The sequence below is a fragment of the Pseudomaricurvus albidus genome (assembly GCF_018863235.1).
In the GTDB taxonomy this organism is placed as follows: domain Bacteria; phylum Pseudomonadota; class Gammaproteobacteria; order Pseudomonadales; family Cellvibrionaceae; genus Pseudomaricurvus; species Pseudomaricurvus albidus.
Window position 1 is genome coordinate 463,106 of record NZ_JAHKRS010000001.1, and the last position, 14,236, is coordinate 477,341.

Sequence of the window (14,236 nt, forward strand, 5' to 3'; positions counted from 1 at the left end):
CTTTAGTGGTGATAACCGACCTCAGCCCGAATGCGGTAGACGGAGTCAGACATCAAAGTTCCGTCAAGTTCTGACAACGCTGACCTTCACCTACCTTATTTGGATCAAGTTCAAATTCGTAGCTATCCAATCCCCCTGGTTGATATACACTGCCTGAATGGGTCTCAACCTTGCCGCCGCCTTGAATACGCAACTCGTAGTTATAGTTATAGCCCCATGTACCTGAAGGATGCACTGAAATCCAATATTTACCGGCTTTAGCCTGACTCAGAGTCCCGCGAGCAACGCCTCTTTTACTGGTATAATTCGGCAAAGAAAGTTCCTCAAACTCGTCCGGTACTCTGACCAAAAAATAAACCCCGTTTCTACGTCCCTTATTCTTCTGCTTCCAAGTAAGCGTGATCTGTAAATCGCCAACTCCCACATCTTTTTTACCCAGAAGCTTCAGAGATTGCTCGGCCCGATCTTGCAGCTGTCTGGGTAAAGCCCCTTCCTGCTTGACCAACTTCTGCAATCGTCCCAGCGTGTTCTCTTGTACCTTGCCTTCGGTCATCATCTGACAAAACCCTTCATCGATCGAAGCCATGACCTGTTCGATAGACGACTGTTGTCTCTCGCTGACAGTAAATCCCCACTGTTGTTTGAAGGTTCGGGACTGTTCATCTCCAAACGCTTCCATCGCACGATTGGCGAGAGCCTGACGGCGCCCGCGAAGCTCTGGGTCGGGTTCAGACTGCGCCGCAGACATCAGACTGCTCAACAGAGTCGTGCGAGGATCGCCTGAGTAATAAGCCATGCGAAACTCTTCCGACTCAGTGGCAATATCGTTTAACACTCCGTGCATATTCAAATTGAGGTCTTGCAGTCTCAGAGCTTGCCCTTGGCAAACAGGCTGGCACTCCTTGTTCAGCATGGTAAAAAGGTCGCGCGCCTGGGACTGTGAATACCAGTTAATTGGACGTGTACCGTGCTCGATATAATCAAAACTGCTCACCAGTGCTCGTGTCCAAGAGGGGCTTCCCGGAAAGTTCCAACCCCAGCTGCCAGGAGAACCAAAAACACCATCGAAACCGCCCAGCATGTGAATCTGCCCGTAGTTACCGACAAAATGTGCCGATACCACTCGGGCTTGATCAATGAAGTGTTCGAACGGATAACTCACCTTAAGCAAGCCACCGGTTTGACGGACTGAGATATAGTCATTCCCCCAAAGCTCTATAATTGCCCAGGTATCGCCATTGGGGCTGGGAAGCCCTTGGGTCTGCGGTTTACCGAGAACATCTCTGTGGAGGAAAATCGTCGGTTTATTGATCCCCCCCTCCTGACCATCAAACCAGTAACGTACATTGTTATTGGTCACCGGCTCACCCAACAGGGAACCAAAACTCTGCCGCACATCGAAACTTAACCCGTGGATCGTTCCCCAGTGTTTGCCCGTCAGGTGAAAATTGTAAGATTGGGCGAAGAATTTATATTCGATTACGGCCTGGGACATGGCCGAAGACGACATCAGAGTTGCCAATATAAGAACCCATAATTTGACAATAGCCTGCCTGTTCATTGTTTTTTATCCGCGTGAATTAGCTCTTCCAGCAGTTGTTCCGCCAGTTTTATATCCTTCCCCAAACTGGCTGACATGGTGGCTTCCGACAGTTTATTTAGACCCTGTTGATAATCCCCCTGATTCAGTGCTCGACGGGCCTGCCCCGCCAAGGTCTCAGCTTCGGCAGCCAGTGCCTCGTAATCCGGTCCGGAGGAGAACAACCCCCAAAAGCTCTTCGATAAATCTCCGTAGCCTTGGTCTTTGAATAAAGTGAGTGTCAATGGGTTTAGCACCAGCAATAACCCCGCAAAAACCCCTGATACACGCCAGCGTTTCCTGTCGGCCAGGACCAGTGTCGCAATACCGCTCACGAAAGCCATAAAGACCGAAATTACCGCGATTTTTTTAATGCCTGCAGGATTCCACAACAATACGAGACCAACGAGGGAAACTATCAAAGCGACCAAGAAGCCACCAAAAAACTTACCCAGTCCACCCACACTACTAAGTTTGAGGTCATGCAGGAGAGTGTAAGTTCCGGGCTCAGGCAACGCGTAGTAATTACCCTGAAGAAGGATTTGCTTTTCTTCCTGTTTTTCTGTCAGTTTCAGCCCTGATTGAGCAGCCCAATGCAAACAGAGACCACAGTGACAGCGGATACAGGCATCATCTTTTACAGGAAATTCCAGGTTTTGTGCACAACCCGGGCATGGCATTGTGCCTATATCATCACTCGATTCAGACACATTCTTTTGTGGTCGAGTCTCTTCCATGTCATTAGGTAAGCTAACCCCTTTTTTGGGCGACCAATCAAAGGCGACCTTGCATTCCGCACAGCGAATATTTCTGGCTTTGCTCAAAGAGTCTTGTAGCTCAAGTTGAACACCACAGGCGGGACAGGGCAGTTCGATAGAAAGTTCCTCAACACGATCGACGGCTTCATAGCTACGCAGAGGATGAAGGCCACGGGATGGAGACCAAAACATTTTGGTACCACAGTTTTTACACCCTACTTTGCCACTTCGATCCAGGGGAAACACCAAGGATTTTCTGCAGCCTAAACATTGCATCATAGTTAGTCATATCCTGTTTGACCGTATTAACCCGAATAAGAAACCATGTTTGGCAACCGTTCCTTAATACCAAAAGCTCACACCATCAGGTATGCCAAAGTCACAACCCCGTCGCTACACTCAAAATTGAGAATTGCTGGTATCCATTGCCACAGCCCTATGACATAAGATGGTAATGACCAACAAAACAAGCAGGATGCCCTCTAAGGGCACATTGAACCAGTTTTGTAATTGATGGCGTTCGGATGACTGAGATCCACTTTCAGAAACTTTTGTGTGATGTCAAAAGCCTACCGCTGCTAGTGGCTACAAAAGAAAACAAGCCAATAGCGTACAAATTGTCCAGCCAGGACTTATAGTAAAATAAGGAATAAATGAATTAAAGCAGGAATTAAAGGGGGTCAGAACCCTTTTTTGATTCCCACAACGTGGCTTAAAGGGATAGTTCTCATGGTGAACGGGATCTGGCAGGAGAGATTGAGAAGCACAAGCAACCATCAGGAAAATCCGACGAGCGGCAGTGTCGCATTCGACGCGGTGATCGTGGCATACTCACCGCCATACTGTGCGCCGTTATCAATGACTCACGCCAAGGATAGAAAGAGCCTTCAGCAGAGATAAAGAGCCTTCAGCAAGGATAGAGAGACCCAACCCGAATGGATATCAACCAGATCGTCAACAACGCCTCGGAAAAAGAGGCCAAAGCCGCACTGTCGTACTTCCTTCAACATTACCTGACACCCGCCTTTGGGGCGCTGCCCAAAAACGAGGTGGAACTGATCGTCCTCAATGTGCTGGAACAGCTCAAGGCCATCGACAAAGAACCCGAACAATACGAGCTGGTGTCCAAACTGAAAGTGACCCGCGCCAAGGCCCGTCGGCTGATGTACGACCGGGAGCTGCGCAGCTCATCCGACCAGCAACTGGATGACAAGGTGAAAGCCCTGCTGAAAAGGCCGCTGATTCAGAAGAACGGCGACCTCTATGTGCTGGAAGTGGAAAACCCGCTGGTGTCCGATCACCTGCGGGCCAAGGTGCAAAAGCTGGGTTATGTGTCTGACGGCTCATTCTCACCCAGCCTGATCAAACTGGGGCTGGACGCCATTGCCGCACTGATCGAGTCTTACCTGTCGGATGAAGAACAAGATAAGGTGAAGAAAGCCTTGATTGCAGCGGGTGCACCGGACACGTCCTTCAAAGGTGTGATCAAAGCCACCTTGAAAAAGGTGTCGGCCAAGATTGCGTCCGATACCGGTGAAGCCTTGATGGACAGTGCGTCGGAATATATTGCTCCGATTTTGGAGGGTGGGGTTAAGGTAGTGACGAAGCAAGCGCGGGAGTTGTTTGCCACTTGAGCGCCGCTGATGCTCAACCCCGTTTCAAAAGCCGCTTCCACCACGGACGTGGGCTATCGTTAGCCGCCACGGGCTGATTGTCACCAACATTTGCCATGGGATCTTTGTTGCTGGCGCAGGCCTGCAAAAATTCTGTGATCATGTCCTGGTTAAACCGAAATGGATCAAAGCTTTCAAAGCCATAGCGTTTCAGCAGGGCGTCTAAATTCTTTTCTGCGGCGCTGTACTTCATCGACCACTGGCCAAACATGCGTTCGGTCACGGGTTCCAGACTCAGTATTTGCACATCCTGATGACGCGGATCGGAGGCGATGCGACTAAAGGTGTCGTTCACTCGGGTGCGTTTACCTTCCAGGCACTGAAAAAAATGTCCGTCGGCCACGTGCAGCACACCGCCAATGGCGTGCTTGGGATTGTTGCGGCGTGATTGCAACAGAATCCGCGCAACTTCCGACTCGACGCCTTGCTGTGCGGTTTTAAATGTGGCCCTGCTGGCATAGGTCAGCCGGATGATTGGCTCGCTCATACGCACCTCACTCCTGTGTTTTAATGTGGTTTCTACGCGCAGGCTTCTTGTATGGTTCACTTTTTGCGCATGACCCGATAATGCAGAACCCGCAACGCAGAACCCGCTTGTGCAGCGCTGGCTGAGCGTCTTTATTAATCCGATTACCGACTCTACACGTATTTAAGGGTATGAATGACTCCACCGCGTCCCTGAAAGCCCAATCGCGATTGCCCGTCGCTGAGCGCACCCTCGGTTATCTGGGGCTGTTACCGTTTGTGTATGTGACTCTGGGTCTGAATCTAACTCTACCGTTACCTTACGGGCTGGAGCCGTTGCAGGTCTTTGTCAGCTACAGTGCCATCATTCTCGCGTTTATGGCTGGCTGTCTGTGGCGCCACTCCGTCGCCACCAGTCTCTTTTCCAATGTGCTGGCCATCGCGGCTTTCGCGATCCTTTTGTTACCCATGAATCCAGAACTCACGCTGTTGCCGCTGGCGGTGTTGTATCTGGCGCTGTTGGGCTGGGAAGGTTTTTACTGCCGCAAGACTTATCCTCAGGGGTATTGGCCATTGCGCTGTCAGCTCACGGCGGTCGTGGTGGTGTGTCATGTGATTCTCTATGCGCGAGTCTTTCTATGATGACTACAGAGGCTACAGTGAAGTTAACCCTGTTCTATGACGGCCAGTGTCCGCTCTGTGCCCAGGAAATGAAGGCCCTGACCGCGCGGGATACTCAGCAGCAGTTGCAGCTCGTGGATATTTGGCAGCCGGAGTTTGCCACCCTCTATCCGAATATTGATCCCGCGGCGGCCAACCGTGTCCTGCATGCCGTGGATGACAAGGGCAGTCTGTTGCTGGGGCTGGATGTCACGGCACGAGCCTGGTCGCTGGTGGGCGTGAAACGCTATAACTGCCTTCGCTGGCCGCTGATCAAACCCGTTGCCGATATCGCTTACCGTCTGTTTGCCAAACACCGCTACAGTCTCTCGCGGTTGATCACCGGCAAAGCCAGACTGTGTGAATCCGATCGGTGTTCGCAACCATGACCGATACGGCGCTGGTGATCGGTGCCAACGGGGGCATTGGTCGGGCGGTGGTTAACGAACTGTTGCAGCAACAGTATTCGGTGGTCGCGATCAGCCGCAAAAGCATGGATGTACAGCATCCAGAACTGCAGTGCCTGTTGTGCGACAGCACCGAAGCAGACATTGATTCGCTAATTCAAACACTGACCGAACTGAAAGGTCGCCTGAGCCGCATTGTGATCGCCACCGGTGTACTGCATCAGGCAGGGCCACCCACACTGGCGCCGGAAAAGCGTCTGGAAGACATCGACCCCGAGCAGTTAATGCACAGCACCTACATCAATACGGTGTTACCGGCGATGTGGGTGGCGAAGTTGTTGCCTCTGATAAAAGGATCAAAAGGATCACCGCGCTGTGTCATCGCTGCGCTCAGTGCCCGGGTGGGCAGCATTGGCGATAACCGACTGGGTGGCTGGTACAGTTACCGCAGCAGCAAGGCGGCCCTCAATATGTTCCTGAAAACCGCTGCCATTGAATACTCACGCCGGGCCAAAAACGTGAAGCTGCTGGCCTTTCATCCCGGCACCACAGACACGACCTTATCCCAACCGTTTCAGGCCAATGTGCCAGAGGGAAAACTGTTTACCCCCGAGTTCGTCGCGCAGAAGCTTGTGGGCATCATGGACAAGGTGCCCGTGGATGGCGAACTCAGTTATCTGGATTGGCAGGGGGAGTCGATTGAGTGGTAACACTTGGTGATCATATGGTTTGACTTGCTATTGGTTTGACGCCTCAAAACTCACCACCTGATTACGGCCAGCATCCTTGGCTACATACAAAGCCTGATCGGCATTGCACAATAAACTGCTCAGACTTTCTTCACCTTTGATGCTGTAAGCGCAACCGATACTGACAGTGACCTGTATGACCTGATCATCATCAAGCGTTATCGTTTCTGCTCTCAGCGATTCTTTGATGCGCTGGGCAATCTCGGCAACTGCGGACTCAGAGCATTGAGGCAGCAGCACAATAAACTCTTCACCCCCAAGACGGGCAACGACGTCCTCCTGCCGCAGGTGACTTTGCATATTCTTCACGAATGCCTTGAGTACCTTGTCACCCGCCGAGTGACCATACTGATCATTTACCGATTTGAAATGATCCAGATCCAGCATCAACAAACCCAGAGGGTAATTAGATCGAGAGTGAGCCAGGGATTGATGGTATTCCTCCAGCCCCTTGCGGTTAAGTGCTCCGGTCAGGGCATCGTGCAGGGCTGACCATTTGAGGGATTCCATCTCTTCTTTTCTGGCGCTGTTGTAACAAGCCACGATAATGGGAACTAACGCAATCAGTGAGATGCCCACCCGCCATGACATCAGTGTGTTCCAGTTGCTGGCTTCCCCCGCAGCATTGTCGAGTCCGAGTGCCAGAGTCACCAATGTCCAAAAGCAGAAAAACAGGGTGAGCAGAGCTGTGGAAAACACCGTGTAACTAAAGGCACACCATAGCAAGGCGATAATCGGCAGAATCAGCTTCGCCGGGCCTTCAAGAAACAGGGTGACGGTGCACAACAGGAAGACCAGCACAGCAGGCATCCACTGACTTGAGCGCAGGGTAATACGGCGGGGACGTTTCAGTTGTTTCCAAAGCTGGCCGAACACCGGCGCCGAAAGCACAACGGGCAGAAAGGCAATAAAGTTGACGAACTCTGTGACCGACCAAAAGATGTAACCTTTAACCGCCGTGCCATCAAACAAAAGGGGGTAGGCAAACAACCCAACAAAACCGGCAGACATGGAAGCGACCAGGGCAGCAAAGATCATCAACAAAACGCCGTGGCGTTGATCCCATTCATGAGCTTTTTGAGGCAACCGCTCCAAAACGTAGAGCGCAGCATAAACCCCCACCAGATTGCCGACTGACAGGACAGTTGCAATCAGAAACGGTGAGGATGTGATGAGATCAGCAAGCACCATACTGACACAGGCAACCAGCCAGGCACGTGGCGTTCTGAGAAGAGGTTGCCGGATCATGGCGCCCAGCAAGAAGGCATTGGCTGGCCAGACACAGGCCAAAGAACCCATTGGGCGAGAAGCAATGCCCAACAAAGCCAACATGAATACCAAGAGCCCCAATATCAGCACATAGCGGTTGCTGGGATCATGGTCAGAGTCAATCTTCGAATAAATCGGGTTGAAAAGTTGAATCAACGTGTACACTTCCTGAGCCGCCAGTCCCTCTCCGACCCAAACATTCATCCTTGTTTATCAATTTTTTCTTTTAACCTGATCACATTAATGTATCGCCAAATTCATCGCAATACATAGATTCCCCGATGATGTCCGAAAATCGCGTCAGTTCGAAGCAAAATGATTCGGCTTTTCATTAAACACGAACCTGCACTTCGACCAATGGGGTGCCTGAGTCGCCAATCGATCCGATGCTGAGTGGCCGAGAACCCTCTCGACATTGCCCGACTGGCATGCGGAATTTTGGAATAACGTCGCATAATTCCTCATATCAGGCCGCTCTGATTTTACCTGCTACACTCAAAACTATGCTGTTTTTGCAGAAGATTTACCGATTAAAGGTCAAGTAACTGGAAACAAGCCCTTCAAGAGGACGAGTTTCCAGTGCGACAAGACGATAAAAATGGTTGGGGAGATGGCCACACGGTATCGGTGGGGCTGAAGGATTCGACAACGCTCCGTTGATGGCATTTCTATATCCACCCACGCCCACACAGTAACTGACACCGAGGCAACCTTGAAAGATAAACGGTTGACGAAATCGGCTTTGCTTCTTTACCTGGAACGGTTCTCGTTGAGCCTGGGGATGCTGGGTCTTTTGTTTGTGGGCATGGCGTACCTGGATTCTGCCGTTGCCTCCCGACAGGCCCTGGCAGCTTTTGATCAGGCATTGTTGGCGCAGGCCGATGTTGAGCCAACTCAAATAGAGGCTGCACAAACTCAGACTCAAGAAGAGCAAACGGGTTCTGCAACAGAAACACTGACCATTAAAAATCCCGATCAAAGCCTGTGGTCCGAAAGCCGCAAACGAAAGTACGCCAAGCTTCAGAATGATGAGCTGCCACTGGCAGTGATGGCGATTGATCGGCTGAATTTACAAGTGCCGGTTTTTCACGGAACCGATGCGGTCACCCTCAACCGGGGCGCGGGTATTGTCGATGGTACTGCTCACCCCGGTGAAGAGGGCAATATCGTGGTCTCGGCCCATCGGGATGGTTTCTTTCGCCCTTTAAAGGATATTGCCATTGGCGATCGGATCACCATGAAAACCCTGCAGGGCACGCAGGTCTATGTGGTTAAAGAGTTGTTTATTACCGATCCGCTGGACATTTCGGTACTGGATCCGACGGAGTCACCCACTCTGACACTGATCACCTGCTACCCCTTTTACTATGTCGGCTACGCCCCCGAGCGGCTGATCATTCGAGCACAGCCGGAAGACTCGATCAGCGATGGCATTAACGATGGCAGCCATAACGATACGGCACCTGACGCGACCAGCCAGAACCAATCTGTTGTGTTTCGGGAAAACGTTCCCGAATACAAAGACCTATGGGTACTGAACCACTCAAACTGAACGTACCCTCAACCCCAAGGAGAAAGCCAATGAAAAAACTGATCAAACCATTGATAGTGGCTACCGCACTGGCGGGAGCGGGTTCAGCGTTAGCGGCGGACCCGGTACGTGTTGGTGATTGTAGTGACTACGCCGAGGATTATCAGGCAACCGCAGAAGCCAAAGAGCGTTTTGGCATGCTGGCGGGCGCTTGCGAGGGCGTGTATGACATTGATGGGGCCCTCTATGCTCGAGCGGAAATGGTTGTTCGCAGCAATTGGAAAGGGACCATGAAGCTGTACATGCCAGCGTCGGACAAAACCATTGAGGTTACACCGGACATGAACCACAGCGCCATTATCGATGGTCGCAAGCGCCGTGTGGCCGACCTGAAAAAGGGCGATGAAATCCAGATCTATATTTCCAAGGACAAGTTCTTTGAGGATCGCGTAGACACGGTTGCCTTTGCCGGTGACGATGGCGTACATCATACCGATGCCGACGAAGTGTCTGCATTGCCCACCACCGCCAGTCCTCTGCCTCTGTTTGGGGTAATCAGTGGACTGTTGTTGGCCGGCGGTGGGCTGCTGGGCTGGCGTCGTCGTAAAGCCTGATGCAGGTCTAGTAAGACTGGTACTGAAAGTGTCAGGGCGTATCGATTCGATGGCCCCGACACTTTTCAAGTTAATCCCTAATCAGATCCAAACCAAATCCATAACCTGTTCTGCAGAACAGTTTTAAATTACAACGCCTGATTAAACTTGCCGATGACTTCAACAACCCGCTTGGCATCACGCTCGATGATGTCCAACACACTGCCTGCCTCTTTCGACAACTCCAGCGCCTGCGTCGCTTCACCCTGACACTGGGCAATCAGATCAACAGCGTTGCCGGTGCGCTTGAGGTTTTCTGACACCATCGTCACGATCTTTTCGGTCGTCTCATTGGTGCGAAATGCCAGCTGTCTGACTTCGTCCGCAACAACAGCAAATCCGCGGCCCTGTTCGCCGGCACGGGCAGCTTCGATGGCGGCGTTGAGGGCCAGCAAATTGGTTTGATCGGCAATGCCACTGATGCTGTTGACCAGCTCACTGATCTTTACCGAGTGTTCGTTCAGGGCTTCGATGGCCTGATTGGCAAGCTGCATCTGTTCAGACAACCCTTTCATGCTGGCAATGGTAGAACCAATGACCTCACGCCCCTGAGTGGTTTGTTTGCCGGTTTCTTCCGACACCTCATTAGCCAGGGCCGCTGCTTTTGATACTTCTTGCTCCTGCATCACCTGTGCCGTGATATTGGTAGCGAACTTGGCGACCTTGTAAAATTTTCCGTTATCATTTCGAATCGGATTGTAAGAGGCCTCCAGCCAGATGGTTTCACCACGACTGTCTATTCGCTTGAACCGTTCAGAAATGTATTCCCCCCGGGCAAGCTTTTGCCAAAAGGCTTCGTATTCTGGTGAGTTGCTCAACTCAGGTTCACAAAACATGCGATGGTGTTTGCCGATCACCTGTTCTTTTGTGTAGCCCATGGTCTGAAGAAAGTTGTCATTGGCTTGCAGGATAATGCCATCCAGTGAAAACTCGATCACCGCCGAAGAGCGGTTCAACGCTTTCAGCATGTCATCTTTCTCACGGGAGTCCGTGATGGTGCGAGTCAGATTGACTGAAAACACAGAAAACCTCAGCAGCTTTTCACTGCTGTCTTTTTCAGGCTGGACAATAGCCCGAATCCACGCGTCCTCACCGTTGCCATCTTCAATCTGGACAGCGCCGGTCCAGTGCCTGCCATGTTCAATGGCCGATTTCATCTGGTGGAAGTGTTGGGTAACGCGGGCATCGACAGGCACCAGGTCGGTGAGTTTTTTACCCACGACATGGCCTTCACTGATGTTGAGTTCAGCAGAGAAGTTTTTATTGATTGACGTGATCTTGCCATTGATGTCCAGGGATAGACGCAACATATCCTGATCCAGTGACTTTCGAACACCTTTTAAAATATGCAGTTCTTCCGTTAACTGTTGGTTTTCCTTTTGTAAAGACTTGTTGAAGAACATGATTGTCACCAGAACACTTTGAGATTGATAATTAGCGATCCTTTATACGCAATAACCTGTGCATTGGATTCATTCGCGTCATCTACAATTTGCTCCGGGATCAACGCTCAATGCATAGGGTATCTATCGGCATGACCCGTTTTCTCTTGATGTGTGTCTTGCCTTAATTTGGATCATCCTGGAATACTTGATACTTTTGGACTAGGCGGACGTGTTCTGGACGAAATTTTGCTTTATATTAAGCTCACATCCACGCTTCTTTGACTGGATCACTAACTGCACGCTCAACTGTGATAGCACCTTAAACGGTAAAAGCACCCTCGGCTATGAACAATCAACTACTGGATCTTGTCGGCGAGATTTACGAGGCCTCCCTCGATCCTGCGCATTGGGATCATGTGCTGACGACTCTTTGCCAAACCCTGGATATGAAATCCGGCGCCTTGCTGGTGCACGATCTGGAAACCGGCAACCACTCGGTGGTGGGCGGACATCAGATTCCCGCCATCTCCCGACACTCTTATCGCATTGGGCTGGGCAAGCTCGATATCGGCTGGAAATCGGTGATATCGCAACCGGAGGGCTCTGCTTTTCAGTTTGCTTCCCACGAGACCACCAAACGCGAGCATCCGTTTTACTACAACATGATCATGCGGCCTCTGAACATCCACTATATGGGTGGGGTGATCATTTACAGCAACTCGGAATGGCAGGTGGCCCTGGGGCTGCACCGCAGTCTGAAACAGGGGGAATTTGATGATCAAACCCTGGCGACGCTGGAAACCCTGGCGCCGCACTTTGCCCGCGCCATGCGCATACAGAAAGAGTTTCACCGTCTGCGGGTGGAGAATTACCGCCTCAACAATGTGCTGTCGCGGGTGATGATGGGCGTGGTGATCGTCAACGAGCGGCGGGAACTGGTTTATTGCAATCCGGTGGCCGAGCAAGTACTCACCAGCAATCCCACCCTGAAAGTGCGCGGTCGGGTCTTGTCCGCCTATAGCAACGCGGAATCCGCTGCCCTCAATCAGGCCATTGACGATCTCATGTTCGCCCCCCTGGCAACCAGCAAGAGCCTGGGGTTATCCCATCCTGAAAAAGCCTCGCCACTGGCCATTACGCTCACCAATACAGATCCGAGCGAAGAGCTCGATAACCTGATTCTGCCTGCCCGGGCAGTGACGATTTACCTGAGCGACGCCAGCCTGGCCATGCATATCGATCACCAAAGCCTGATGAAAATTTACAGCTTAACGCTGGCAGAGGCGAAGGTCGCCATTATGGTGGCCAACGGCATGGCGGTGAAAGAAATCGCCGAGCAGAATGAGGTCAGCGTGTTCACTGTACGCACACAGCTAAAGCATGTGTTCGATAAAATGGGGGTCAATCGTCAGCAGGATATCGTCAAGCTGCTGCTTTCCGGGGCAATCAGTCCGCCCCCGGGCTCTCCATCGGAGAAGCCCGAATCCAGTGTGACCATCAGCGGCACTTGAGGTTTTTTGCCGAATCGCGCACCAGTCCGTTGTAGGCATACAAAGTCCAGTCAACGGTGCCTTGTCCGCCTCTGACCTTGTCGTTTTTCAATGTGCACTTGTCACTGTAATTGGACGGGCAGCTGGCCACCTGAGCGCATGAGGGCTCGTAGATCTTGCGGTCTGATGCCAGAGCAAAGTCGTATTTTGCACAGAGATCGCCGGACTTGCAGTAGAGGGTGCCGCTGGTCATGGCCTTTTTGTAACTGCTGGTTTTTTCCTTGCTGCACATCTTGATGACATCGGCCATCGCTCCCTGCTGCATGGAGCGGCGAGTGTCCGGATCCATTTTCGACAACTGCATCTGCAAGGCTGCGCAGGTGGAGGCCAGATCATCGGACCACACGGCCGGGCTCAGACTCAGTGATAAACCGAAAGTTAACAATGCGGCATAAAAACGTTTCATAAGCTTTCCTTACATTAACGGTGAATGTTACTGATTACTTTGGCTGACCTGTGGCAGGCAGCTGAGTGATGCGTTAAGCAAACTCGGCCACAACGCCTCCCAGCCTTTGGAGTGCGTGGCTCCCATAACCGGCTCAATGGTCACGCAGTGGGCCGCGGCCATTGCCTGTTGATAACTGCGGGCAATGGCCTCGGGTACAACCGTGTCATGTTCACCAACAAAATGCCGTTGAGGCAGGGCGCTGGTGAGTTCGGAGAAGTCGGCCGGGTTGAGAGAGTGATCCATGGGCGATACCTGATGCAGACGGGTAAACAGCTCGGTATCCAGATTGGCCGCCACCGTGCGCAGGTTGTGAACATCGCGGCGCTTGGCCGCCATCAGAACCGCCAGAGCGCCACCACCGGAATAGCCCACCAGCTCAATGCCGCTTTGGCTGCCCATTTGTGTAACGTAATGGCTGATCACTTCATCAATGGCTTCGACCACCCTGGGCGAATAGCGCGCCCTGGACCACAGCTGCGGACCGCAATGGCTCTCATCGGAAAGGGTGACGTACTGACAGGGACGGGCGATGTACAGCACATTGGGGCCCGTATCCAGAGCGGCCAGTCGCAGCGCCAGCGGATTGTGCGGGGTGGGATTCAGGGAGATACGCGACACCCACGCTTTGCCATCACCTTCTTTATCGCCTTCGCCTTCCAGATAGACCCGCAGTGGTTTTTCAGCATCTTCAATGCGGGCGTAAGTCATGACGGTAAAACGACGGGTTGCCACAGTCTGTGGCATCAAACCGGAGGGCTGGGCAATGCGGTCTGCCCGCAGGGAAAGCTGATGCTGGGTGGGCGCACATCCCGCAGTCATCACCAACAGTGTCGTCAACCCGGCCACCAGCGAACCTTTGGCGAACCGGTAAAAGGAGTCCTCAATCAATCTCTGGACGTCCATAAATATACACCTCCCTGTGATTAAATCTTCCCAAACGTGAGTATGGTCGAGCCACAGCGTCTATCTGTCGGGCCTCTGCCAAAAGCAGATTTCCCTATTGATCCAATAATCCCTATCTGACCTCTGAGGCCTGCGCCTCCTTCCTACACCCTGAAACCCTTACACATCCTGTAGACCGCTGCGCTCAACAATCCCCACAGACCCAC

General features: G+C 52.0%; 14 protein-coding genes. 7 read left to right on the forward strand and 7 right to left on the reverse strand.

Annotated elements, in window-relative coordinates; all coding sequences use genetic code 11:
- Nucleotides 1–52 precede the first annotated feature (52 nt).
- Together KOI40_RS02070 and KOI40_RS02075 are read right to left on the reverse strand one after the other, a co-directional pair.
- Nucleotides 53–1,561: a hypothetical protein gene (locus KOI40_RS02070; RefSeq protein ID WP_216095776.1), complete on the reverse strand. Its 1,509-nt coding sequence runs from the start codon at nt 1,559–1,561 to the stop codon at nt 53–55.
- A complete protein-coding gene (locus KOI40_RS02075) occupies nt 1,558–2,529 on the reverse strand; it encodes a hypothetical protein (RefSeq protein WP_216095777.1) in 972 nt (323 codons plus the stop codon). The genes KOI40_RS02070 and KOI40_RS02075 overlap by 4 nt, the downstream gene beginning before the upstream one ends.
- 743 nt (nt 2,530–3,272) lie before the next feature.
- On the opposite strand from KOI40_RS02075, the gene KOI40_RS02080 reads away from it, so the two are divergent.
- The gene (locus KOI40_RS02080) at nt 3,273–3,971 is read left to right on the forward strand and encodes a hypothetical protein (RefSeq protein ID WP_216095778.1); all 699 of its coding nucleotides are present in this window, start codon (nt 3,273–3,275) and stop codon (nt 3,969–3,971) included.
- 13 nt (nt 3,972–3,984) lie between these two features.
- Here KOI40_RS02080 and KOI40_RS02085 read toward each other — a convergent pair whose 3' ends face one another.
- Nucleotides 3,985–4,497 carry a BLUF domain-containing protein gene (locus KOI40_RS02085; RefSeq protein WP_216095779.1) on the reverse strand — a complete coding sequence of 171 codons (513 nt, stop codon included), beginning with the start codon at nt 4,495–4,497 and terminating at the stop codon, nt 3,985–3,987.
- A 170-nt stretch (nt 4,498–4,667) separates the two neighbouring features.
- Here KOI40_RS02085 and KOI40_RS02090 point away from each other — a divergent pair, with 170 nt between their 5' ends.
- The 3 genes from KOI40_RS02090 to KOI40_RS02100 are packed head-to-tail and all read left to right on the forward strand — an operon-like array spanning nt 4,668 to nt 6,252.
- Nucleotides 4,668–5,117 carry a DUF3429 domain-containing protein gene (locus KOI40_RS02090; protein WP_216095780.1) on the forward strand — a complete coding sequence of 150 codons (450 nt, stop codon included), beginning with the start codon at nt 4,668–4,670 and terminating at the stop codon, nt 5,115–5,117.
- Nucleotides 5,114–5,524 (forward strand): thiol-disulfide oxidoreductase DCC family protein, encoded by a 411-nt coding sequence (locus tag KOI40_RS02095; RefSeq protein WP_233709871.1) that lies wholly within the window; start codon nt 5,114–5,116, stop codon nt 5,522–5,524. Before KOI40_RS02090 ends, KOI40_RS02095 begins: the two co-directional genes overlap by 4 nt.
- Nucleotides 5,521–6,252, forward strand: coding sequence for an SDR family NAD(P)-dependent oxidoreductase (locus tag KOI40_RS02100; protein ID WP_216095781.1), 732 nt, complete (start codon nt 5,521–5,523; stop codon nt 6,250–6,252). The genes KOI40_RS02095 and KOI40_RS02100 overlap by 4 nt, the downstream gene beginning before the upstream one ends.
- 27 nt (nt 6,253–6,279) lie before the next feature.
- Here KOI40_RS02100 and KOI40_RS02105 read toward each other — a convergent pair whose 3' ends face one another.
- Nucleotides 6,280–7,764 (reverse strand): GGDEF domain-containing protein, encoded by a 1,485-nt coding sequence (locus KOI40_RS02105; RefSeq protein WP_216095782.1) that lies wholly within the window; start codon nt 7,762–7,764, stop codon nt 6,280–6,282.
- A 523-nt stretch (nt 7,765–8,287) separates the two neighbouring features.
- Here KOI40_RS02105 and srtD point away from each other — a divergent pair.
- Together srtD and KOI40_RS02115 are read left to right on the forward strand one after the other, a co-directional pair.
- Nucleotides 8,288–9,112, forward strand: coding sequence for a class D sortase, LPxTATN-specific (gene srtD, locus KOI40_RS02110; protein ID WP_216095783.1), 825 nt, complete (start codon nt 8,288–8,290; stop codon nt 9,110–9,112).
- Nucleotides 9,113–9,141: 29 nt separating this feature from the next.
- The gene (locus KOI40_RS02115; RefSeq protein ID WP_216095784.1) at nt 9,142–9,705 is read left to right on the forward strand and encodes an LPXTG cell wall anchor domain-containing protein; all 564 of its coding nucleotides are present in this window, start codon (nt 9,142–9,144) and stop codon (nt 9,703–9,705) included.
- 128 nt (nt 9,706–9,833) lie between these two features.
- Here KOI40_RS02115 and KOI40_RS18710 read toward each other — a convergent pair whose 3' ends face one another.
- Complete coding sequence (locus KOI40_RS18710; RefSeq protein ID WP_216095785.1) at nt 9,834–11,147, reverse strand: methyl-accepting chemotaxis protein; 1,314 nt, start codon at nt 11,145–11,147, stop codon at nt 9,834–9,836.
- Nucleotides 11,148–11,473: 326 nt separating this feature from the next.
- Here KOI40_RS18710 and KOI40_RS02125 point away from each other — a divergent pair, with 326 nt between their 5' ends.
- Nucleotides 11,474–12,640, forward strand: a complete 1,167-nt coding sequence (locus tag KOI40_RS02125) for a helix-turn-helix transcriptional regulator (RefSeq protein ID WP_216095786.1) — start codon at nt 11,474–11,476, stop codon at nt 12,638–12,640.
- Here the strand turns inward: KOI40_RS02125 and KOI40_RS02130 are convergent.
- Together KOI40_RS02130 and KOI40_RS02135 are read right to left on the reverse strand one after the other, a co-directional pair.
- A complete protein-coding gene (locus KOI40_RS02130; RefSeq protein WP_216095787.1) occupies nt 12,627–13,085 on the reverse strand; it encodes a hypothetical protein in 459 nt (152 codons plus the stop codon). The genes KOI40_RS02125 and KOI40_RS02130 overlap by 14 nt on opposite strands.
- A 27-nt stretch (nt 13,086–13,112) precedes the next feature.
- Nucleotides 13,113–14,030 (reverse strand): alpha/beta fold hydrolase, encoded by a 918-nt coding sequence (locus KOI40_RS02135; RefSeq protein WP_216095788.1) that lies wholly within the window; start codon nt 14,028–14,030, stop codon nt 13,113–13,115.
- Between the last annotated feature and the right edge of the window lie 206 nt (nt 14,031–14,236).

What these genes read in the sequence shown, in the direction of transcription:
- KOI40_RS02070 (WP_216095776.1), bottom strand. Translation starts at nt 1,561, where the DNA reads ATGAACAGGCAGGCTATTGTCAAATTATGGGTTCTTATATTGGCAACT.
- KOI40_RS02075 (WP_216095777.1), bottom strand. Translation starts at nt 2,529, where the DNA reads ATGTTTTGGTCTCCATCCCGTGGCCTTCATCCTCTGCGTAGCTATGAA.
- KOI40_RS02080 (WP_216095778.1), top strand. Translation starts at nt 3,273, where the DNA reads ATGGATATCAACCAGATCGTCAACAACGCCTCGGAAAAAGAGGCCAAA.
- KOI40_RS02085 (WP_216095779.1), bottom strand. Translation starts at nt 4,497, where the DNA reads ATGAGCGAGCCAATCATCCGGCTGACCTATGCCAGCAGGGCCACATTT.
- KOI40_RS02090 (WP_216095780.1), top strand. Translation starts at nt 4,668, where the DNA reads ATGAATGACTCCACCGCGTCCCTGAAAGCCCAATCGCGATTGCCCGTC.
- KOI40_RS02095 (WP_233709871.1), top strand. Translation starts at nt 5,114, where the DNA reads ATGATGACTACAGAGGCTACAGTGAAGTTAACCCTGTTCTATGACGGC.
- KOI40_RS02100 (WP_216095781.1), top strand. Translation starts at nt 5,521, where the DNA reads ATGACCGATACGGCGCTGGTGATCGGTGCCAACGGGGGCATTGGTCGG.
- KOI40_RS02105 (WP_216095782.1), bottom strand. Translation starts at nt 7,764, where the DNA reads ATGAATGTTTGGGTCGGAGAGGGACTGGCGGCTCAGGAAGTGTACACG.
- KOI40_RS02115 (WP_216095784.1), top strand. Translation starts at nt 9,142, where the DNA reads ATGAAAAAACTGATCAAACCATTGATAGTGGCTACCGCACTGGCGGGA.
- KOI40_RS18710 (WP_216095785.1), bottom strand. Translation starts at nt 11,147, where the DNA reads ATGTTCTTCAACAAGTCTTTACAAAAGGAAAACCAACAGTTAACGGAA.
- KOI40_RS02125 (WP_216095786.1), top strand. Translation starts at nt 11,474, where the DNA reads ATGAACAATCAACTACTGGATCTTGTCGGCGAGATTTACGAGGCCTCC.
- KOI40_RS02130 (WP_216095787.1), bottom strand. Translation starts at nt 13,085, where the DNA reads ATGAAACGTTTTTATGCCGCATTGTTAACTTTCGGTTTATCACTGAGT.
- KOI40_RS02135 (WP_216095788.1), bottom strand. Translation starts at nt 14,030, where the DNA reads ATGGACGTCCAGAGATTGATTGAGGACTCCTTTTACCGGTTCGCCAAA.